At 69.2% G+C, this 19,750-nt stretch carries 21 protein-coding genes; 12 read left to right on the top strand and 9 right to left on the bottom strand.

Features of this window, described 5'->3' with window-relative positions:
- Positions 1–100 precede the first annotated feature (100 nt).
- From IGS68_RS18970 to IGS68_RS18955, 4 genes are all read left to right on the top strand, one after another.
- Positions 101–1,264, top strand: a complete 1,164-nt coding sequence (locus IGS68_RS18970; protein ID WP_201072604.1) for a DUF2336 domain-containing protein — start codon at positions 101–103, stop codon at positions 1,262–1,264.
- Between the two features lie 131 nt (positions 1,265–1,395).
- Entirely contained in the window at positions 1,396–4,296 is a 2,901-nt protein-coding gene (locus IGS68_RS18965; protein WP_201072602.1) for an ATP-binding protein, read from the top strand.
- Between the two features lie 97 nt (positions 4,297–4,393).
- Positions 4,394–4,729 carry a hypothetical protein gene (locus tag IGS68_RS18960; protein ID WP_201072600.1) on the top strand — a complete coding sequence of 112 codons (336 nt, stop codon included), beginning with the start codon at positions 4,394–4,396 and terminating at the stop codon, positions 4,727–4,729.
- Positions 4,730–4,868: 139 nt separating this feature from the next.
- Positions 4,869–5,693 carry an MBL fold metallo-hydrolase gene (locus IGS68_RS18955; RefSeq protein WP_201072598.1) on the top strand — a complete coding sequence of 275 codons (825 nt, stop codon included), beginning with the start codon at positions 4,869–4,871 and terminating at the stop codon, positions 5,691–5,693.
- 23 nt (positions 5,694–5,716) lie between these two features.
- On the opposite strand, the gene IGS68_RS18950 is transcribed toward IGS68_RS18955, so the two are convergent.
- The 5 genes from IGS68_RS18950 to IGS68_RS18930 form a co-directional block, all read right to left on the bottom strand.
- Positions 5,717–6,244, bottom strand: coding sequence for a protease complex subunit PrcB family protein (locus IGS68_RS18950; RefSeq protein WP_201072596.1), 528 nt, complete (start codon positions 6,242–6,244; stop codon positions 5,717–5,719).
- 3 nt (positions 6,245–6,247) lie between these two features.
- Positions 6,248–7,429 carry a M20 aminoacylase family protein gene (locus IGS68_RS18945; RefSeq protein WP_201072594.1) on the bottom strand — a complete coding sequence of 394 codons (1,182 nt, stop codon included), beginning with the start codon at positions 7,427–7,429 and terminating at the stop codon, positions 6,248–6,250.
- A 58-nt stretch (positions 7,430–7,487) separates the two neighbouring features.
- On the bottom strand, positions 7,488–8,414 hold the full coding sequence (locus IGS68_RS18940; RefSeq protein ID WP_201072592.1) for a ribokinase: 927 nt from the start codon (positions 8,412–8,414) through the stop codon (positions 7,488–7,490).
- Between the two features lie 43 nt (positions 8,415–8,457).
- Positions 8,458–9,297 (bottom strand): universal stress protein, encoded by an 840-nt coding sequence (locus IGS68_RS18935; protein WP_201072590.1) that lies wholly within the window; start codon positions 9,295–9,297, stop codon positions 8,458–8,460.
- 177 nt (positions 9,298–9,474) lie between these two features.
- Positions 9,475–10,536 (bottom strand): Ldh family oxidoreductase, encoded by a 1,062-nt coding sequence (locus tag IGS68_RS18930; protein WP_201072588.1) that lies wholly within the window; start codon positions 10,534–10,536, stop codon positions 9,475–9,477.
- A 119-nt stretch (positions 10,537–10,655) separates the two neighbouring features.
- Between IGS68_RS18930 and IGS68_RS18925 the strand changes: the two genes are divergently transcribed.
- Positions 10,656–11,564, top strand: a complete 909-nt coding sequence (locus tag IGS68_RS18925) for an SMP-30/gluconolactonase/LRE family protein (protein WP_201072586.1) — start codon at positions 10,656–10,658, stop codon at positions 11,562–11,564.
- Between the two features lie 17 nt (positions 11,565–11,581).
- Positions 11,582–12,592, top strand: coding sequence for a C-terminal binding protein (locus IGS68_RS18920; RefSeq protein ID WP_201072583.1), 1,011 nt, complete (start codon positions 11,582–11,584; stop codon positions 12,590–12,592).
- A gap of 16 nt (positions 12,593–12,608) precedes the next feature.
- On the opposite strand, the gene IGS68_RS18915 is transcribed toward IGS68_RS18920, so the two are convergent.
- On the bottom strand, positions 12,609–12,770 hold the full coding sequence (locus IGS68_RS18915; RefSeq protein WP_201072581.1) for a hypothetical protein: 162 nt from the start codon (positions 12,768–12,770) through the stop codon (positions 12,609–12,611).
- Between the two features lie 185 nt (positions 12,771–12,955).
- On the opposite strand from IGS68_RS18915, the gene IGS68_RS18910 reads away from it, so the two are divergent.
- Positions 12,956–13,108 carry a hypothetical protein gene (locus tag IGS68_RS18910; protein ID WP_201072579.1) on the top strand — a complete coding sequence of 51 codons (153 nt, stop codon included), beginning with the start codon at positions 12,956–12,958 and terminating at the stop codon, positions 13,106–13,108.
- A 70-nt stretch (positions 13,109–13,178) separates the two neighbouring features.
- Here the strand turns inward: IGS68_RS18910 and IGS68_RS18905 are convergent, their stop codons facing one another.
- On the bottom strand, positions 13,179–13,562 hold the full coding sequence (locus IGS68_RS18905) for a hypothetical protein (RefSeq protein ID WP_201072577.1): 384 nt from the start codon (positions 13,560–13,562) through the stop codon (positions 13,179–13,181).
- A 144-nt stretch (positions 13,563–13,706) separates the two neighbouring features.
- On the opposite strand from IGS68_RS18905, the gene IGS68_RS18900 reads away from it, so the two are divergent.
- The gene (locus tag IGS68_RS18900; protein WP_201072575.1) at positions 13,707–14,213 is read left to right on the top strand and encodes a hypothetical protein; all 507 of its coding nucleotides are present in this window, start codon (positions 13,707–13,709) and stop codon (positions 14,211–14,213) included.
- 24 nt (positions 14,214–14,237) lie between these two features.
- Here the strand turns inward: IGS68_RS18900 and IGS68_RS18895 are convergent, their stop codons facing one another.
- Positions 14,238–15,140, bottom strand: a complete 903-nt coding sequence (locus IGS68_RS18895; protein ID WP_201072573.1) for a DnaJ C-terminal domain-containing protein — start codon at positions 15,138–15,140, stop codon at positions 14,238–14,240.
- Between the two features lie 118 nt (positions 15,141–15,258).
- On the bottom strand, positions 15,259–15,732 hold the full coding sequence (locus IGS68_RS18890) for an RT0821/Lpp0805 family surface protein (protein WP_201072571.1): 474 nt from the start codon (positions 15,730–15,732) through the stop codon (positions 15,259–15,261).
- A gap of 125 nt (positions 15,733–15,857) precedes the next feature.
- Between IGS68_RS18890 and pdxH the strand changes: the two genes are divergently transcribed.
- The 4 genes from pdxH to IGS68_RS18870 all read left to right on the top strand — a co-directional run bounded on the left by pdxH (position 15,858) and on the right by IGS68_RS18870 (position 19,724).
- The gene (gene pdxH, locus IGS68_RS18885) at positions 15,858–16,478 is read left to right on the top strand and encodes a pyridoxamine 5'-phosphate oxidase (RefSeq protein WP_201072569.1); all 621 of its coding nucleotides are present in this window, start codon (positions 15,858–15,860) and stop codon (positions 16,476–16,478) included.
- Between the two features lie 45 nt (positions 16,479–16,523).
- Positions 16,524–17,480, top strand: a complete 957-nt coding sequence (locus IGS68_RS18880) for a cation diffusion facilitator family transporter (protein ID WP_201072567.1) — start codon at positions 16,524–16,526, stop codon at positions 17,478–17,480.
- Positions 17,481–17,587: 107 nt separating this feature from the next.
- The gene (locus IGS68_RS18875) at positions 17,588–17,950 is read left to right on the top strand and encodes a hypothetical protein (RefSeq protein WP_201072565.1); all 363 of its coding nucleotides are present in this window, start codon (positions 17,588–17,590) and stop codon (positions 17,948–17,950) included.
- A 295-nt stretch (positions 17,951–18,245) separates the two neighbouring features.
- A complete protein-coding gene (locus IGS68_RS18870) occupies positions 18,246–19,724 on the top strand; it encodes a hypothetical protein (RefSeq protein ID WP_201072564.1) in 1,479 nt (492 codons plus the stop codon).
- The last annotated feature ends 26 nt before the right edge of the window (positions 19,725–19,750 follow it).

Here is a 19,750-nt window from a genome sequence, read left to right as displayed (position 1 = left end):
TAATGATACTCCATAAAGATGAAACAATAAGTCTCGTATCTGCGGCCGTCCCTTCGGGCGGGAGGGGATGATGACCGGATCAGGCCTTTCGGAACAGGATGTGAAGCGTCTGCTGGTGGATCGGTCGCCGCAGGCCCGCATCGAAACCATGTCGAAGGTGATCGCCGACTTCGAGTCCGGCCGGTTCTCCGACAAGGAACAGGACCTGGTTCGCCAGATCCTCCAGCGTCTCGCGATCGACGCGGAGATGGCGGTCCGCGAGGCGGTCGCCTGGCAGATCTACAACAGCCCGCTGCTGAACGCCGACTTGGCGAAACGCCTGGCCCAGGACGTCGCGGAGGTGGCCTTCCCCGTGCTGCGCCACGCCACGGTGCTGCCGGACGACTTCCTGGTCGAGGTGGTGCAGCAGCGCGACAGCAAGAAGCAGGTCGCCATCGCCGCCCGCGACGAGGTGTCGGCCCGCCTGTCCGACGCCATCGTCGACACCGCCAACATCACCGCCATCGAGCGGCTGGTGCGCAATCCCGGGGCCATCCTGGCCGAGCCGACCCTGCACCGGACCCTGGACCGCTTCGGCGCGATCGAGACGATCAGCGAGTCCATGGCCGGGCGGGACGACCTGCCGATCACCGTGATAGAGAAGCTGATCCACTACGTCTCCGAGGAGATCCGCGACGAGCTGGCGGCGCGCCACGACCTTCCCGCCGGACTGCTCGGCGGGCTGGTCGAGCATGGCCGGGAGGCGGCGACGCTGCTCCTGCTCAAGCCCATGGCCGGCCGCTTCCGGGACGTCGAGCTGTTCGTCAAGCACCTGCACGCCAACAACAGGCTCAGCCCGTCGCTGCTGTTCCGCTCGCTGTGCTGCGGCGACGTAGACCTGTTCGTGGCCGGGGTCGCCGTCCGCTGCAACCTCAGCATGGCGAACGCCCGGCTGCTGGTGTTCGACGAGGGCCAGCTCGGCCTGCGCGCCGCCTTCGAGCGGTCCAGGATCCCCTTGAGCCTGCTGCCGCCGTTCCGCTCGGCCCTGGCCGTGGTCCGGGAAACCGGCTATCGGGGGGAGGAGGCGCACCGCGCCGATTTCCAGAGGAAGGCGGTGGCGCGCGTCTTCAACGATTGCGCCGGCAAGGGCGACAGGGACATCGAGGAGCTTCTGCTCCAGCTCTTCGACCACAAGACCGACATCCACCTGAAGGACGTCGTTCCGGCCCCGCCGTCGACCGATGGGCTCGGCGGCGCCGCGGCGATGCGCCGGACCATGCCGTGAGTTCCTGACGCGGGAAAATGCCTTCCGCGATGCCGCCTGAAACGATGCAAGCCGGTATTCAGTCGCCTTCGAAGATCAATTTTGTTATCAATTGCGAGCAATCGCTCTTCGATCCTCGGGTCCATTCGGGAATGGCAGACACCATCGCAGGAAAAACGACTCCGGGGTGTTCGTCCAGCGGGCGCCGCGACGACGCGGACCGGACCGGTGACGGACGGGAGGATATCCGCTCCACCGAGTTCCTTCCCCCCGAAGCCCGCGCGGTCCTCGACCGGGCGCCGATCCCGATCCTGCTGGCGGCGCCGGCGGCGGACTCCCGGTCCGGCGGTCCCGTCGGCCGAATGGCGGTGATCCACGCCAACCCGGCGCTGGCGCGGCTCGCCGGCCGGGCCGGCGTCGAGATCCCTCCGGGATGCCGGCTCGACGCGCTGTTCCGCACGGCGCCGGGCGCGCCGGGCTTTCCGGCCGAGGACGGCGCCGTCGCGGCCGGCTTCGCGGGAGCCTCCCCGGCCGTGCCGGCCGGCAAGCTCCTGCTCGCCGTCGTCGCCGACCGCCTGGGCAGGAGGAACCACCGGCTCGCCGCCTTCATCGACGGGGCCGCTCCGCCGGACCAGCAGGCGACGGTGGAAGCCCTGCTGGCCGCGGCGTCGCTCGCGCTGGCTTCCACCGTGGAGGCGGCGACCGCGCGCTCGACGCTGAACACCGTCCTGTCCAGCCTCACCGACGCCTTCATGTCGGTCGACCATGCCTGGCGCTTCACCCGGGTCAACCGGATGGCCGCCGAGGCCTGCGGCATGGCGCCCGAGGACATGATCGGCCGCTCCTTCTGGGAGCTGTTCCCGGAAGCCGTCGGCAGCCCGCTCCAGGCCGCCGCCCACCGGGCGGAGACCGAGCAGGTCCCGGTCCACGCGGAGGCGTTCCATCCCCGGCTCGGCCGCTGGTTCGAATACCATGTCTATCCCTCGCCGGACGGCCTGGGCATCATCGAGACCGACATCACCTCGCGCAAGCAGCAGGAGTCGCGCCAGCATCTGATCGCCGACCTCAACGAGGCGGTCCGCCTGCTGACCGACCCGACCGAGATGATGGAGGTGGGGCTCGTCCTGGCGGGCCGGCATTTCGGGGTCTCGCGCATGGTCTTCGCCGAGATCGATCCCGGCCGGCTCGTCGTGACCGGCCTGCGCCAGTACCGGGACGGCGTGCGCGAGGTGCCGGGCGACATCCGGCTCGCCGATTTCGGCGCCAGGGCGCTGGAAACCCTCCAGCGCGGCCATACCCTGGTCGTCGACGACGTCCATGCCGACGCGCGCACCGCCGGGAGCGTCGCCGCCTTCGAGCGGATCGACGCGCGGGCCATGCTGGTGGTTCCGCTGACCCGGTCGTCCCGCCTCCTGGCGCTCCTGTCCCTGCAGGAGCGGATCCCGCGCCAGTGGACCATGGACGAGATCGACCTGGCGGAGCGGGTGGCCGAACTGATCGGGGAGGCGGTCGAGCGGGCCCGGTCGGAGCGGGCCGTCCGCGACGGCGAGCGCCGGCTGCGCCTGGCGACCCAGGCGGCAGCCCTGGGGGAATTCGAGTACGACCCGGTGACCGGCTCGGTGATCCGGTCGGTGCTGGTCGACCGGCTGTTCGGCTTCCAGCCGGGCGAGGTCGGGTCCCATATCGATCCGTTCTTCGGCCGGATCCATCCCGACGACATCGAGGCGTTCCGCCGCGGGCTGGAGGACGCCGTCGCGGGCAGGGCGGACTGGAACCATATCTTCCGGGTCGTCCACCGCGACGGCAGGATCTGCTGGATCGCCTCGGTCGGCGAGGTCATCCGCCGGTCCGACGGGACCGCCCAGCGGATGGTCGGGATCATCCGCGACATCACGGTCGACTGGCTGGCCGAACAGGAGCTGCGCCGCGCCCGCGACGCCGCGACCGAGGCGAGCGCCGCCAAGACCCGCTTCCTCGCCGCGGTCAGCCACGACCTGCGCCAGCCGATCCAGGCCGTGTCGCTGTTCCTCGACCTGCTGAGCCATAAGGTCCTGCCGCCCGACGCGCGCGACCTGATCGGCATGATCGACGTCTCGGTCAAGGGACTCCAGGGCATGCTGAACGGGCTGCTCGACGCGGCCCGGCTCGACGCCGGCATCGTCAAGCCGGTGGTCCAGCCTTTCAACCTGGACGAACTTCTGGAGAGGCTCGCCGCCGAGTTCGAGGGCCAGACAACCGCCGCCCGCCTGCTGTTCGAGGTGCGGCCGGCCAAGGTCGCGGTCTCCAGCGACCCGGTCCTGCTCGAACAGATCCTGCGCAACCTGCTGTCCAACGCGGTCAAGTTCACGATGCGCGGCTGCATCCTGCTCGAATGCATCCCGAACGAGACCACGGTCGACATCCATGTCGCCGACACCGGCCCGGGTATTCCGGAGGACAAGACCGAGGCGATCTTCCAGGACTTCCTCCAGCTGGACAATCCGGCCCGAGACCGCAGCCGCGGGATCGGCCTCGGCCTGGGCACGGTCGCCCGGACCGCACGGCTGCTCGGCCATCCCGTGGGCGTGCGCTCCAAGGTCGGCGAAGGCGCCATCTTCACCGTCACGGTGCCGATCGCCGACACGCCGGTGAAGCCCCCGGAGAAGCTGTGGCGCGGCCACGAGCAGTGGCAGGACCGCATCCTGGCCGACCGGACGATCCTGGTGGTGGACGACGACCACGCCGTCCTGACCGCCCTGGTGATGCTGCTGGAGGACTGGGGCATGCGGGTGATCCGCGCCGGCGGGCTGGACGAGGTGGCCGAACTCCTGCCCGAACTGGACAGCCCGCTCGACCTCGTGCTGACCGACTACCGCCTGCCCAACGGCGCCACCGGGGCCGAGGTGATCGACCTGGTGAGGCAGAGCGGCCACCATGCGGAGATCGCCGGCCTGGTCATGACCGGCGACACGTCGCCCAAACGGCTGATCGAGGCCCAGAAGGCCCAATGCCGTCTGCTGCACAAGCCGGTCAATCCGGACGACCTGAAGCGCGCCCTGATCTCCTGCTTCTGACCGTTCCCGGCGCGGGCTCGGCACGGGCTTGTAACGATGCGGCTCGGAGCCATCTGCAAGGCAACGAAGTTTGGACATCGGCCGGAGGATGACGATCATGTTCGACTCTGACACCAACCGGCGCCGCGACCCGGAACCCGTGGATCCCAACGCGCGCAGCATGATGCGCTTCGCCCTGCTGAGCGGGCTGTCCCTGGTCCTTGCCCTGCTGTGGCCGGCGCATCTGTTTCCGGTGATGCTGGCCGGATTCCTGTTCATCAATGCCATGACCAGCGCCGCCGTCGCGGCGATCCAGCGCCAGCCGCTCTGGAGCCCGACCCTGACGCGCTGGGACGAGGGGGCGGCGTTCTATGTGTTCGGCTTCATCGCCGGGCTTTTCATCGACCCGGGGGTGGTTGAGGACGCCCTGAACGCCACCCGCGCCGCGGGTTGACATATCGGGGTCCGGTGAGACGCTGAAAAAGCGCAAACCCGTTTTTGGAAGATTGTCCAAAGTTGTGATCCGCGTCACTATGGCGGTGCGCCCGTGGTGGTAGGGTGCGCTCTTGTCTTGATTCCTGTACGGGTTTGCCATGGCGTTCAGTGCGACCTTCTGGGGGGTGCGCGGCACGATTCCCTGTCCATCCCCGACACATTTCCTGTTCGGCGGGAACACGAGCTGTGTCGAGGTGGCGGTGGGCGACCACACCATCATCCTGGATTGCGGCACCGGGTTCCGCGGCCTGGGCAAGCACCTGATGAAGCGGACGACGCGGCGGGCGACCATCCTGCTCAGCCATTTCCACCTGGACCATATCGCGGGCTTCCCGTTCTTCCATCCCGCCTACAGCCAGGATTTCTCCTTCAGGATCATGGCGGCGCGCTTCCAGGGCTGCCCGAACATCCGCTCGATCCTGGCCAGCCAGATGGAGCCGCCGCTGTTCCCGGTGCCCATGCGCACCATGAAGGCGGACATGACGTTCGAGAATTTCAGCCCGGCCGATACCCTGACCCTGGACGGCGGCATCCGGGTCCGCACCGCGGCGCTCAACCACCCCGACGGCGCCTGCGGCTACAGGATCGACCACGACGGCCGCTCGCTGGCCTACGTCACCGACACCGAACATGTCCCGGGCGCGCCCGACCGCAACATCCTGGACCTGATCGCGGGAGCCGACCTCGTGATCTACGACGCGACCTACACGGAGCAGGAATTCGCCTGCAAGGCCGGCTGGGGCCACTCCACCTGGGTGGAGGGCGTCAAGCTGTGCCGGGAGGCGGGAGCCCGCCGCCTTGCCCTCTTCCACCACGAGCCGGACCATGACGACGCCTTCATGTCCAGGCTGGAGACCGAGGCGCAGTCCGCCTGGGCTCCCGTCTTCGCGGCGCGCGAAGGCACGACCGTCACGCTGGAGTGACGGCCGGCCCGCCGCGTCGCCGCCTATCTTGCCTGGACGAACCGGACCTGCGAGTCGTCGCGGCGGACGATCCGGATGACGAAGGGCGACGTGAGCACCTGGGCGGCCATGGCTCCGGGAGGCGGCGAGCGCTCGCCGTAGGAGACCACCAGTTCGCGGCCGCTCGGCAGGCCCTGTTCGATGAACTGACGGTCGGTCGTCACCTGTTCCGTGATGGTCTCGATCACCACGCCGTAGCCGGCCGTCTGCCGCATGCCGAGGAAGACGCCGATCCCCATCCAGTCCCTGGGCAGCGGACCCGGCGCCGGGGTGCCGGTGAGCTGCCAGAGGTTTTCCCACTGCTCCTGGGTGCGGGCGACGATCGTGGTGCGACCCTGCACGGACGCCTGGGTGCCGCTCCACTCGAACTGTCCGTCGATGCCGGGTACCTGGACGATCTGCGTGCCCTCCGGATTGGAGAGGGGTTCGCCGGCCAGCAGGTTCATCGCCGCGGTGCAGCCGGTGGCGGACATCAGGGCGGCGCCGAGGGCCGCCAGAAGGATCCCGCGCATCGGTCAGGCGGCCCGCGGCAGCGCTGACTCGACCAGCTTGGCCCAGTAGCTGGCGCCGACCGGCAGGATCTCGTCGTTGAAGTCGTAGCGCGGGTTGTGGACCATGCAGGCGCTGGGCCCGCCCGCCTGGCCGATCCAGACATAGGAGCCGGGCCGCTCCTTCAGCATGAAGGCGAAATCCTCCGCCCCCATGCTGGGCGCGGGATCATGGATCACCTGGGCCTCGCCGACCACCTGGGCCGCGACGCGGGCGGCGAAATCGGTCTCGGCGGCGGTATTGACCGTGGCCGGGTAGTTTCGCCGGTAATCGACCTCCGCCTCCGCGCCGAAGGCTTCCGCCGTGGCCGTCGCGACCCGCTTCAGGCCGGCCTCCACGCTGTCCTGCACGGCGGGCTCGAAGGTCCTGACGGTGCCGCTCAGCACCACCTCCGCCGGGATCACGTTGTACGCGGCGCCGCCATGGATCTGGGTGACGCTGACCACGGCCGAGCGCAGGGGGTCGGTGTTGCGGCTGACCAGGCTCTGCAGCGCCGTCACGACATGGGCGGCGACCACCACCGGGTCGACGCCGTGGTGGGGCATGGCGCCGTGCGCCCCGTGGCCGCGCACGCGGATATCGAACTGGTCTGCCGCGGCCATGATCGGCCCGGTGCGGACCGCGATCGAGCCGGCCGGCATCTCCGGCCAGTTGTGCATGCCGTAGACTTCCCGGGCCGGGAACAGGTCGAACAGCCCTTCCTGCACCATCTTCTGGGCGCCGCCCTTGCCCTCTTCCGCGGGCTGGAAGATGAAATGCACCGTACCGTCGAAGTTGCGGGTCTCCGCCAGGTACCTTGCCGCTCCCAGCAGCATGGTGGTGTGGCCGTCATGGCCGCAGCCATGCATCTTCCCCGGAACCCTGGACGCGTGCGGAAAGTCGTTCTGCTCCTGCATGTTCAGCGCGTCCATGTCGGCGCGCAGCGCTATCACCCTGTCGGGCCCGGCGGCGCTCCCCGCCGTCAGCGTGCCGACGACCCCGGTGCCGCCAAGCCCCCGATGGACCGCGATCCCCCACTCCTCCAGCTTGGCCGCGACGATGCCGGAGGTGCGGAACTCCTCGAAGGCGGTCTCGGGATGGGCATGAAGATCGCGCCGCCAGGCGGTCATCTCGTCGTGGAAATCGGCGATGCGATTGATGATCGGCATGGTTCGTCTCGGTTCGAATCAGGGTGTCCGCCCGCGCAGGTTAGCAGACGGAAGCGGGTCAGGACAGTCGCAGCGGCGCGGAAACCTCCGCCAGCCGCGCGTCGATCGCCTCGGCGGTCGGCAGGCTCTCCTGCGCGCCCAGGCCCAGGCAGGCGATCGAAGCGCCGACGCTGGCCCGGTGCAGCGCCTCCTCCGGGCTGGCGCCGCCGTCGAGCGCCGCGGTGAGGATGCCGCAGAAGGCGTCGCCCGCCCCGGTGGTATCGACCGGGGAAATCTTCAGCGGCGCCGCCGTCCACAGGGCGCCGCCCGATTCGGCCATCAGCGCGCCGGCACCGCCCAGGGTCACGACGCAGGTGACGCCGCAGGTGCGGGCGAGGTCGCGGGCCAGTCCGGTCGCCGAGCTGGCGGAAAGCTCCAGGCGCCCGGCGATCTCGGCGGCCTCGAGCTCGTTGACCACCAGGATGTCGATCAGCTTGAGGATGTCCGGCGGGACGTCGGCGGCCGGCGCCACGTTCAGGACCGTGCGGGCGCCCAGCGCATGGGCGCGCCGGATCAGCGCCCAGTTCTGCTCCGCCGGGACCTCCATCTGCATCAGCACGGTGATGCCGGCGCCGAGCCTTTCGTCGGGGATGCGGTCGGCCGAGGCCGACAGATTGGCGCCGCTGGCAACCGAGATGAAGTTCTCGCCGTCGGCATCGACGCAGATCATGGCGCAGCCGGTCGCCGTCTCCGCCACCTGGATGCCCGACGTGTCTACCCCGTCGCGCGCCAGGTTCTCGACCAGCGTCGAGCCGAAGGCGTCGGGCCCGATGCAGCCGGTCATGGCGACCGCGGCACCTGCGCGGGCCGCCGCGATCGCCTGGTTGTTGCCCTTGCCCCCCGGCTTCAGCTGGTACGCGGGGCAAAGGACCGTCTCTCCTGGTTTCGGTAGCGAGGGGACCGTCATGACGAGGTCCATGTTGAGCGAGCCGAAAACCAGAATCATCGTTGTCCCAATCCGAAATGCGCCGGTGCCGAACCGGCGCCGTTCAATGGGAGAACAGCACCGGTATGGTCATGTGCTGCATAATATGACGCGTGACGCCGCCCAACACCAGTTCGCGCAGCCGCGACCGGCCGTAGGCTCCCATGACCAGCAGGTCGGCCGAAACGTCGGTCGCATAGTTCAGGATCATGTCGCCCGGGTCCATCCCTCGGGCGTTGACGTGGTCGGCCGTGACCGGCACGCCGTGGCGCGCCAGGTGCAGGCTGATGTCGGCGCCGGGCTCGTCGCCCAGGCCGTTGATGCCGGTCTTCGGGTTGACCGCCAGGACGCTGACCTTCTTCGCGGTCTCCAGGAAGGGCAGGGCGTCGTTGACCGCGCGCGCCGCCTCGCGGCTGGCGTTCCAGCCGACCAGCACCTGCTCGCCGATGGTCGGGAACCTGCCTGCATAGGGCACCATCAGCACCGGCCGGCCGCAGTCGAACAGGACGTCCTCCGGATGGACCGGCGGGACGTCGCGGTTCCGGTCGGGGTCGATCTGGCCCAGGATCACCAGGTCGGCGTAGCGGCCGACGATCCCGGCCACCTCGGTCGGATCGCCGCGCAAGGCCCGCCACTCCGCCCGGGAGCCGATGCCGGCCAGCTCGACCCGCTGGCGGAACAGGCCGGCGGCCTCGTCGGCGATCTCCTGCGCCATGCGCTGCTGGAGGGCGATCACGCTGTCGCCCAGCTCGCCGGCGACATAGCTCGGCAGCGCCGGCGGCGCCGATACGAACAGGCCCGTCAGGTGGGCGTCGTGCCGGGCGGCCAGCATGGCCGCGGCGTCGATCCGCGCGGCGGCAGGCTTGCTGGTGTCGACGACGACCATCAGGTTCTTGAGCGCCATGGAATTTCTCCCCCTCTTCTGGTTCCGTCACGAATCGGCGTGACCGGCCTTTCCGTCGCTTCGGCAGCATCCTCCCCTGGACGGACCTGTTCATTGATCAGGATCAAGAAGAGCGGGCGGGGGAGGGGCGGCGTCCCGCCGCCCAGGGTGCGCGAGACGCGCACCCTCCCGTCAGGATTACCCTGCCGCCACCATCCCCTCCGGCGGTTCGACGCCGAACCGGGCCGCCCAGGGCTCCAGCGCCTCGCCGACGCCGGCGTAGAGGTCGACGCCGCTGCGCAGCTGCTCCGAGCGGCGCTTCAGCCCGCCTTCGCCGGGCAGGCGGACCGGCGGGGCGCCGGGGCGCGGCGGGATCGAGTGGGCCTTGTCGGCCAGCCAGCCCGTCTCGCGCAGGAAGGCGTCGCGCCCGCCGAACGCGTCCGGGTCGAACACCTGCAGGAACACCGAGGCGCCCCAGCCGGTGGCGCCGTCGGCCCGGCCGTAGCCGCCCAGGGCGGAGGTCATCATCTCGATCATCAGCCCCAGCGCGTAGCCCTTGTGCCCGAGGTCGAGCCCGCCGAGCGGCAGGATCGCGCCGGGCGGATCGGCGAAATAGGCCGAGGCGTCGGCGGTCGGCTCGCCGCGCCCGTCGATCAGCCAGGGGTGGGGCAGGGGCTTGCCCTCCGCGTGGCAGCGGTTGGTCAGGCCGTTGGTGGTGGTCGACATGCTGACGTCCAGCAGCACCGGCGCGCCCGTGGTCGGCCAGCCCGCGGCCAGCGGATTCGGGGTCATCAGCCGGCCGATGCCGCCATGGGGCGTGACGCTGGCGCCCGCCGGGTCCGAGCTGGCCAGGATGATCGCGAGGCCCCGGTCGGTGGCGCGCTTCAGGTACGCGGCGAGGCAGGCGATATGGTGGCTGCGGCGGATGACCACCGTGGCCGTGCCGTACTGCACCGCCCGCTGGCTGGCGAGGTCGAGCGCCTGGACGACCAGCCAGGGGCCGGGCAGGCGGCGGCCGTCCCAGGTGACGGCGGGGCCGGTGTCGGCCAGGGTTTCCGGATCGCCCGACACCGCCATGGCGCCGGAGTCGATTTCCTTCAGGTAGCCGGGCAGCAGTTGCAGGCCGTGGGTGGTGTGGCCGAAAAGGTCCCCTTCCACCAGGATCTCGGCGACGGTCCGGGCGCGGGCGGGCGCCAGGCCGGCGGCCTGAAGCAGGGCGGCGGCGTAGCCGACCAGTTTGTCCGCGGCGAAGCGGGGCATGACAGTTCCTCCTGGATATCCTGCGTTTTTCGAGGGTTGACGGGACCCATGGGGCAGCGGATCGTTCGTCATGACAACTAAAAACCGACATCGGAACCGACATTAGGGGGGATCAGGCCATGGATCGGGCTTTCGACATCATCGACGAGCGCTTCAAGCGCTACGCGCTCGGCAACGTCTTCGTGGAGCGCCTGCACACCGGGATGCGCTGGGCGGAAGGGCCGGTCTGGTTCGGCGACGCCGGGCAGCTCCTGTGGAGCGACATCCCGAACAACCGGATCATGCGCTGGGTCGAGGGCGGCGGCGTCAGCGTCTTCCGCAGCCCGTCCAACTTTTCCAACGGCAATACCCGCGACCGGCAGGGCCGGCTGGTCACCTGCGAGCACGGCGCGCGCCGGGTCACCCGGACCGAGCATGACGGCTCGGTGACCGTGCTGGCCGACAGCTACCAGGGACGCCGGCTGAACTCGCCCAACGACGTGGTGGTGAAGTCGGACGGCTCGGTCTGGTTCACCGACCCGCCCTACGGCATCCTGACCGACTACGAGGGCCACCGCTCCGAGATGGAGCAGGACGGCTGCCACGTCTACCGGATCGACGCGGAGACGGGGCAGGTGACGGTGGCGGCGGACGATTTCGACAAGCCCAACGGCATCGCCTTCTCCCCCGACGAGCAGACCCTCTACGTCGCCGATACCGGCGCCTCTCACCGCAAGGACGGCCCGCACCATATCCGGGCCTTCACCGTGTCGCAGTCCGGCACCCTGTCCGGCGGGGAGGTGTTCGCCACCATCGAGCCCGGGCTGGCCGACGGCTTCCGCCTGGACACCGACGGCAACGTCTGGACCAGCGCCGGCGACGGGGTCCATTGCTACTCGCCCAACGGCGACCTGATCGGCAAGGTGCTGGTTCCGGAGGTGGTCTCCAACCTGACGTTCGGCGGACCGAAGCGGAACCGGCTCTTCATCACCGCCACGACGTCGCTCTACAGCGTCTATGTCGGGGCGAACGGCGCCGGGCCGTTCTGAGGGGAGAAGGGACCGGGATGCGTATCCTCATTCCAGACGCGCAGTTCCTCGACGATGCCGAGATCGAGCGGGCCGCCGCCGGTCCCGGCGTCACCTTCGACGTCCATCGCGCCGTGCGGGAGACCGACGTGCCCGAGGCGAGCTGGCGCGCCTGCGACGCAGTGATCTGCTACCATGTCATCCAGTACCGCGGCCCCTGGCTTGACCGGCTGGAGCGTTGCCGGGTGATGGTGCGGGCCGGAGTCGGCTTCGACAACATCGACATCGCGGCGGCGGCCGGGCGCGGCATCCCGGTCTGCAACGTGCCGGATTACGGCACGACCGACGTCGCAGACCACGCCATCGCCATGATGATGGCCCTGACCCGCGGCGTGGCGGCCTATGACGCCCAGCTCCGCGCCGACCCGGTGGGGGCTTGGCGGTTCGACACGCCGCCCCTGGTCCGCCGCGTGCGCGGGCAGACGTTCGGAGTCGTCGGGCTGGGGCGGATCGGGACGGCGGCGGCGCTGCGCGCCCGCGCCTTCGGCATGGACGTGCTGTTCTACGACCCGGCGCTGCCCTCCGGCGCGGAGCTTTCCTTCGGTTTCGGCCGTACCCGCTCCCTGGCCGACCTGATGGCGGGGGCCGACATCGTCAGCCTGCACTGCCCCCTGACCGGGGAAACGCGCGGCATGATCGGGGCGGAGGCGCTGGCGGCTTCCCGGCCCGGCCAGATCCTGGTGAATACCGCCCGCGGTGCGGTGGTCGACCTGGACGCCCTGTTCGGCGCCCTCAAGGACGGCAGGGTGGGCGGGGCCGCGCTCGATGTCCTGCCAGTCGAGCCGCCCGAGCCGGATCATCCGCTGATACGGGCCTGGAAGGCGCAGGAACCCTGGATCGCCGGCCGCCTGCTGCTCAGTCCCCACGCCGCCTTCTACAGCCCGTCAAGCATCGTCGACCTGCGCCGGAAGTCGGCCGAGACGGTCATGGCGGCACTGGCGGGGGAGCCGATCAACTGCGTCAACGGCGTGGTGCCGCGGCACGGTTGAGGACCCTGGCCGGCGATCAGGTCCGCCGTTCGGCAGGCGCCGCCGGTTCATACCGGCCGCCCTCGTCGCAGGGATCGGTTTCCTGCGGGTCCGGCATCGACGAGGCGTCGCGGCCCAGTTCGGACTGGACCTGCTCAAGGCTGCGCAAAGGGTTCAGGAGATAACTGCTGACGGGCATTCAAAACGGCTCCTTGGCGATAGCCAAAAATATCGAGCAGCCGGTGAATGACTGGTTAATGACAGAGATTTAATAATCGTCTCTGCTGCAGGCCATGAAATAGTCACCATCTGCAGACCAGATCAGGGGGCCGACCTTGGAGGGCGGGTATACTACTATCGATAACGGAATTGGACAAGTCTAGGATGTGGAAATTACTAGCTCTCTCGCTGGCGACCGTCGCGCTGGTGGTGTTCCATACGCCGATCGCCGCGCTCGCGTTCTTCGGCGTGATCGTGGCCGTCTTCATCGCCACTGTCTTCGCGTCGACGCCCAACTCCGGGCAGCGAGAGGTCTGAGAGGGGAAGGACCGGGTGGGGCCGTCCCGTCACGGCCCCCGCTTCCGCGATCCTTCCCGATCCACAGCCGCTACTCCGCCGGATGATGCGACAGCGCGCCCGGCTTCGCGGCCGAAACCTGCCGGGCCTGTTGCGGCATTCCGGCGCGCAGCACGATCGACGTGCCGAACATGATCAACCCGACCATGAAGATCAGGACCGATGCCAGCGCCGCGAAAGCGGAGCGTGTCTGATCCATCCACAGCATCAGTCCGGCCGCCGCGAAGCAGGCGAAGCCTCCCAGGCCGATCAGGTCCGCCGCCGGGCCGATATTGAAGGGGGTGTTCCTCAACCGCTGCTTGATATCCTGTGCCCAGGTGCTTGCCGTTGCGTAAATCATGATCTCTGCCCGACCCGTTCCTTGATTTGATTTGCTGTTGACCAGAGTAAGCGCGGTTCGCCGCGCCAGCGTCAAGCCTGTCGGCCGGTATAGCCTCGACGGAAAATGCGGCGGGAACGAGACGCCGAAACGTCCCGTGTTTAACTGCTTATTGACTAAGCGGCCCTAAAATTGTCTCCAACAGGCGGAGGTTCCGCCGCACGGGTATTGGAGAACAAGGTGTCTGGCAGTTTCGAAATCCGCCCTCGCGGGGTTGATCTGGATGGTGGAACTTCCGGGGCGCGGCGCCCGGCCGAGTACCAGCGCGGCGGCGACGACGCCCTGTTCGACGAATTCAACAATACCCTGGCTCGCCTGGAGGGCGCCGGGCGGGACCGGCCCGGCAACAGCGGACTGATCACCCAGATCGAGACCCTCGCCGCCGTGGTCGAGCGCCAGGCGCAGGAGCTTCGGGTCGCCCGCTCCGCCGCGTCCAAGCTCGAGGCGGAGAACGAACGGATGCGCCAGATGCTGCGCGCGTTGCTGGCCGCGATCGATGCGGGCGAGACCCGGATCTTCAGCACCGTGGAGCGCGCCGAACGCCGCCTGCGGGAACTGATCGACACCGGCACCGCCTTGCCCGATCCCTCCCTCAGCCAGCAGGCGCCGCGCTCACGCAACCCGCGCCCGGTCCGCGAACAGGAACCGGGCCTGCCGAGCAGGCCGTCGATCCGGGTGATCGAGTAGCCCGGTTCCGGGCGCCTGGGGGATTTACCCCAGGCCGAGCTTCTTGCGGACGTCGTAGCTGCGGTCCTTGGACCAGCGTTCCAGGAAGCCGGCCAGTTCGCTGTCAGGCGGTTCGGGCAGCACGACCTTCAGCTTGACATACTGGTCACCGGCCAGTCCGGTCTTCGGATCGACGATCCCCTTGCCCTTCAGCCGCAGCGTCCCGCCGGTGTTGGAGCCGCGCGGCACCTTTACGGCGACCTGCCCGTCCAGCGTCGGCACCTTGATGGTGGCGCCCAGCACCGCCTCGGGCAGGCTGATCGGCAATTCCAGATGGATGTCGGAGTCCTTGCGCACGAAGAAGGGGTGCGCCTCGACATGGACCTCGACGATCGCGTCGCCAGCCGGACCGCCGCCGATCCCGCTCATCCCCTGGCCTTTGAGCCGCAGTTTCTGCTGGTCCTCGGTCCCCGGCGGGATCGCCACGTCGATGCTCTTACCGGTCGACAGGTTGATCCGCCGCTTGGTTCCCAGCGCCGCCTCCGTGAAGGGGACGGTGACCGAATAGGCGATGTCGGTGCCGCGCGACTTGAAGCCGCCGTGGCCGGCGCCGCCCCGCCGGCGCCCGGCGCCGAACAGGTCGGAGAAGATGTCGTCGGCGTCGAACCCGCCGAAGTCGGCGCCGCCGCGTCCGCCGCCGGCATAGGCGCGATGCAGCGGGCGCTCGTTTCCGTTGGCGTCGATCTCGCCGCGGTCGAACCTGGCGCGCTTCTCCGCGTCGGACAGAAGGTTGTAAGCGCCGGAAACATCCTTGAAGCGCTGCTCGATATCGGGCCTGCCCGGGTTGAGATCGGGGTGGAACTGCTTGGCGAGGCGCCGGTAAGCCTGCTTGATCTCTTCGGCGGAGGCCGACTTGGTCAATCCCAGAACCTGATAAGGGTCGCGCATGACGGCCACGAGGTAGCGTATCCTGTAAAAAGGGTCGGCACTACGGCGGACGCCCGCCGGCCGGTACGGCAGCGGGCGCCTGGTCAGTGCCTCGGGCCGGACGGCCGATCGGTGGCGTTCAGCTCACGATCTTCCAGGTGCCGTCCGGTTGCTGGCAAGCCTGACCAAAGGCCTGTTGGGTTCTGCCCCCGACAGTAACCGTTTGCTGGTATTCTCGGCAATAGGCGTTGGTGCCGGGCTGGCGGCCCTCTCGGGTCGGCACGATGGCGCCGGAGTTGCCGCTCTCGGGATTGCTCCAGACGATCTTCTCCCCGATCGGGGCCTCGTAAGCCCGCTGGGCCGCCCGGCCGGCGTAAACCTGGTCGGCCCGGTCGAGCGAGGAGCCGATCTCGCTGCCGAGGAAGGCGCCCAGCAGGGTGCCGGCGCCGACCGCGACCAGTTTGCCGGTGCCGCCGCCGATGGTCGAGCCGAGCAGCCCGCCGGCCGCGGCGCCGCCCAGCGTCCCGAGGCCCTGCTTGGGGCCGAGCCCGTCCGTGGTGCAGCCTGAAAGCAGTGCGAGCGCGATCAGCGCGGGAGCCACTCTCTTCAGCATCTTCCTCAAAGCCTCGTCGAAATCTACCAGGGGAGCCGGCACGAAGTGGCGGCAAGCTGGCATTCGGTATCCAGGAGAATGATGTATATTGTGTTGTCGCCCGAAAAATATGACCGGCATCACACATGATCGAATTTAAAGCGAATGATCCCTATGGGCTGTTCCGGACCTGGATGGCCGAGGCCGAGAAATCGGAACCCGAGGACCCCAACGCCATGGCGCTGGCGACCGCCGATGCCGCGGGAGTGCCGTCGGTCCGCATGGTCCTGCTGAAGGGACTGGACCCGCGCGGGTTCGTCTTCTACACCAACCTGGAGAGCCGGAAAGGCGTCCAACTCGCGGCCAACCCCAATGCCGCCCTGTGCTTCCACTGGAAATCCCTGAGGCGCTCCGTCCGGGTCGAGGGACCGGTCGAGCGGGTCTCCGACGCGGAGGCCGACGAGTACTACCACAGCCGCCCCCGGGGCAGCCAGATCGGCGCCTGGGCGTCCAGGCAGTCGCGCCCGCTGGAAGGCCGCTGGGAGCTGGAAAAGCGGGTGGCGGAGTTCACCGCGCGGCACGCCGTCGGCACGATCCCGCGTCCGGAATTCTGGTCCGGGTTCCGCGTGCTGCCCAGGCGCATCGAGTTCTGGGCCGACCGCCCGTTCCGTCTCCACGACCGGGTGGTCTTCCACCGGGTGCAGGAGGGCGACGACGGCGCGTCGGATGCGGCGCCGCGGTGGACGACGGAACGCCTGTTTCCCTAAAGGTGTTGCCGTCAGCATTCGGAAGCCGGCAGACAGGGAACCGGGATGGCAGAGACCATCGGAGACGATGCGGAACAGGATGATGACGGCCGTCTCCGCCGGGCCGCGACCTATGCCAGCGTCGGCGTCGCGCTGACGCTGATCGCGGCGAAGCTGGCGGCCTATCTCTACACCGAGTCGGTCAGCATCCTGTCCTCCCTGATCGACAGCTCGTCCGACCTCCTGGCCTCGGTGGTCACGCTGCTGGGGGTCAGGGTCGCCCTGCGGCCGCCCGACCGGTCCCACCGCTACGGGCACGGCAAGGCCGAGCCGCTGGCGGCGCTGGCCCAGGCCGCCTTCGTCGCCGGCTCGGCCGTCTTCCTCACCTACGAGGCGATCAACCGGCTGTTCAACCCCGTGGCGATCCAGGAAAGCTCCGCCGGCATCGCGGTGATGGTCTTCTCGATCGTGCTGACCGTCGGGCTGGTCGCGTTCCAGCGCCGGGTGATCCGGCGGACCGGCTCCATGGCGATCGGGGCCGACAGTCTCCATTACAGCGGCGACCTGTTCATGAACCTGGCGGTCATCGCGGCGCTGGTCCTGACCGGCATGACCGGCATCCCGATCCTGGACCCCCTGTTCGCGCTCGGCATCGCCGCCTTCCTGATCGTCGGGGCCTTCCGCATCGCCAAGGGATCGCTGGACACCCTGATGGACCGCGAGCTCCCCCACGGCGACCGCAAGCGCATCCGCGAGATCGTCATGGCCCATCCCGCGACGCGCGGCATGCACGACCTGCGCACCCGCAACGCCGGCATCACGCTGTTCATCGAGCTTCACCTGGAACTGGACAGCGAACTGACCCTGGCCGAGGCGCACGACATCACCGACGAGGTCGAGTGCCGGCTGACCGAAGCCTTTCCCCAGGCCGAGGTGATCGTCCACCAGGAGCCTTTCGGCCTGTCCGACGACCGCCTCGACACCCGCATCGCCGAGGCCGGGCGGCTGCGCCGCGGATCGTGAACCGTTCCGCTTCGGCGATTTCTTAACCGCGCCCCCTCATGATGTCGGCGGTTCCCCTCATGATGTCGGCGGTTCCGGTCCAGGAGGGGGCTAGGAGGGGGAATGGGGTGCTGAAGCGTCTGGCCGTACTCGCGCTGCCGATCCTGGCGCTCGCCGCCTGCCTGGACGAAGTCCCGTCGAACGAGGTCATCGCGAAGCTGCTCGAAGCCTCGGCCAATCAGGAACTGGCCGTCGTCAGGGCCGCCGGAACCCTGCCGCCGCCCGGCCAGCTGGTGCCCGACGCCGTCCGCATCGTGAACCTCAGGACGATCGGCGGCGTCACCGACAGCAAGGGCATCCATGTCGCTTCCATCCAGTTCGACCTGATGGTCGAGCTGAACGGCGCCCGCATGCTGAGCCAGCGCGGCGCCAAGGCGCGCCTCAAGCTTGCCCGGGAGGGCTCCGGCTGGCGCATCCTCGAGAAGCAGTAGCGGGGATCGCCGGCTGCGGCCCACTGTCACGTCCCATGCCCGCGAAGTCGTTTCACCCGATCCCTTCGCTCGATCGACCTATACGGAAGATTCGCATCGAAAGCCGAGGCCATGCAGGAGTATTCATCCTTGAATACTCCTGCATCCATTCCAAGAATGACATCCATAACCCTCCCGGGTTACAAGAATTTTACGCAGTTTGATCATCGGGACCGACTGGGTATATGTGACTCCCGTCGGCTTTGACCGATTTGACCCTATGGATACTTTGATCGGATCGTCATTCGGGGTTTGGATGTCGATTTTCTCTTCCCTATCCCATATCCGGCTGCCGCGTCCTCCCGGACCTTTCCGGTTCCGGCGGCTGGGAACGGCTCGGCCCGACGGCGGCGACGAAGTCCCGGAAACCGGTTCCGTCGATCCGCTCCAGGTCGGCCGGGGCGAGATCTTCCACGAAGCGGGCGAGTTCGGCGGCGATGTGCTGGAGGCGCTGATCGCCGAGGCCGGCGGCGGCGGCGGTGGTGGTGGGGATCTGGAGTTCGACAGGGACATCCGCGGGCAGGGTGCCGGTGCCGAGACCGGCCCGCGCGACTGGGGTCCGGACTACGGCGCCGCCGGTTCGGCCGTCTCCGGGCTGGATGCCAGGACGCTCGCCATCCGGATGACGATGGCGTTCGGCGTGGCCGACGGCGATTTCGGCGGCGGCGACGCGTTCTTCGATGCGGACGGCGCCGACGGCTGGTCCGATCTCCTCCAGGGGGACGGCGCCCCGGCCGGCGGAGCGCGGTTCGGCGGCGGCGGCACGGGCATCGAGGCTGCGGAGCAGTCCGGCCTGCCGCACTCCGCCGGCCGGGGTGCGTTGCCGACGTTGCCCGGGCGCGGATGCCTTCCGGACCTGGGCGACGCGCTGGCGGCGAACCCGGGGCTGCGCGACCGTGCCGCCGCCTTCTCGGCCTCCGGGACGGCCGGCGCCGACGCCCGCCTGCTCACCGCGCTGGAGCACGAGGTCACCGGGGTGCTGTACGGCTGGGCCGGGCTGGACGCCGTTCCCGGCGACGGTCGGGAGGCTGCCTTCCTGGAGAAGTATTTCGGTGCCCACGCCGCCGGCGGGATCGCCGAGGCGCTGTCGCCCGACGCGATCTCGGAAGTCTTCGGGCAGGTCCGCGATGCCGCGATCCTCAAGCTGACCGGGCAGGGCTGCCTGTCCGGCCTGTTCCGCGACCTCGCCTACGACCCGAAGGCCGACCGGCTGACCGGCAGCGCCGTCATCGACCATGACGGGCTGGCGGCCTTCGGCGGCAGCGCGGCGGCCCTGGGTCCCGAAGGGGAGGCCGGCGCCTGGCAGGCCCTTGCGGCCCTGGCCCGCGGTTTCGAGGACGCCCTGGGAGAGGCGGACTCGCTGACGTCCCTGATGGCCGCGGTCCTCGACCGCGGGGCCGACCTGGCCGGCCGCGTCGGGCAGGGGCTCCGGACGCTCGGCATCGACGTCGACAGCGTCAGGCTGAAGCTTCCCGGCGGCGGCGAGGAGGAGACCGCCGAGACTTCGTCCGAGGAGTCGGGGGGCGGACCCTTGGAGGCCGCCGAAATTACCGGCACCGCCGAATCCCTGGACTGGAGCCGCCACGATGCGTGCCGGGACTGGTCCGAACTCGGCGCCGCGCATTCCGGCGAGCGGCACGACGCCGCCTTCGGGTTCCAGCCCGCCTTGCCCGACATGTTCGCCTTCGCCGGCATGCCGATCTTCGACTGCCTCTTCCAGCCCCAGGTCGCCTGAGCGATTAAGCCTCGTTTAATAAAATG

This window comes from Skermanella sp. TT6 (assembly GCF_016653635.2).
GTDB classification, from domain to species: Bacteria; Pseudomonadota; Alphaproteobacteria; order Azospirillales; family Azospirillaceae; genus Skermanella; species Skermanella cutis.
The sequence above is the reverse complement of the archived record's forward strand: the minus strand, read 5'-3'. Positions and strand labels throughout refer to the sequence as shown.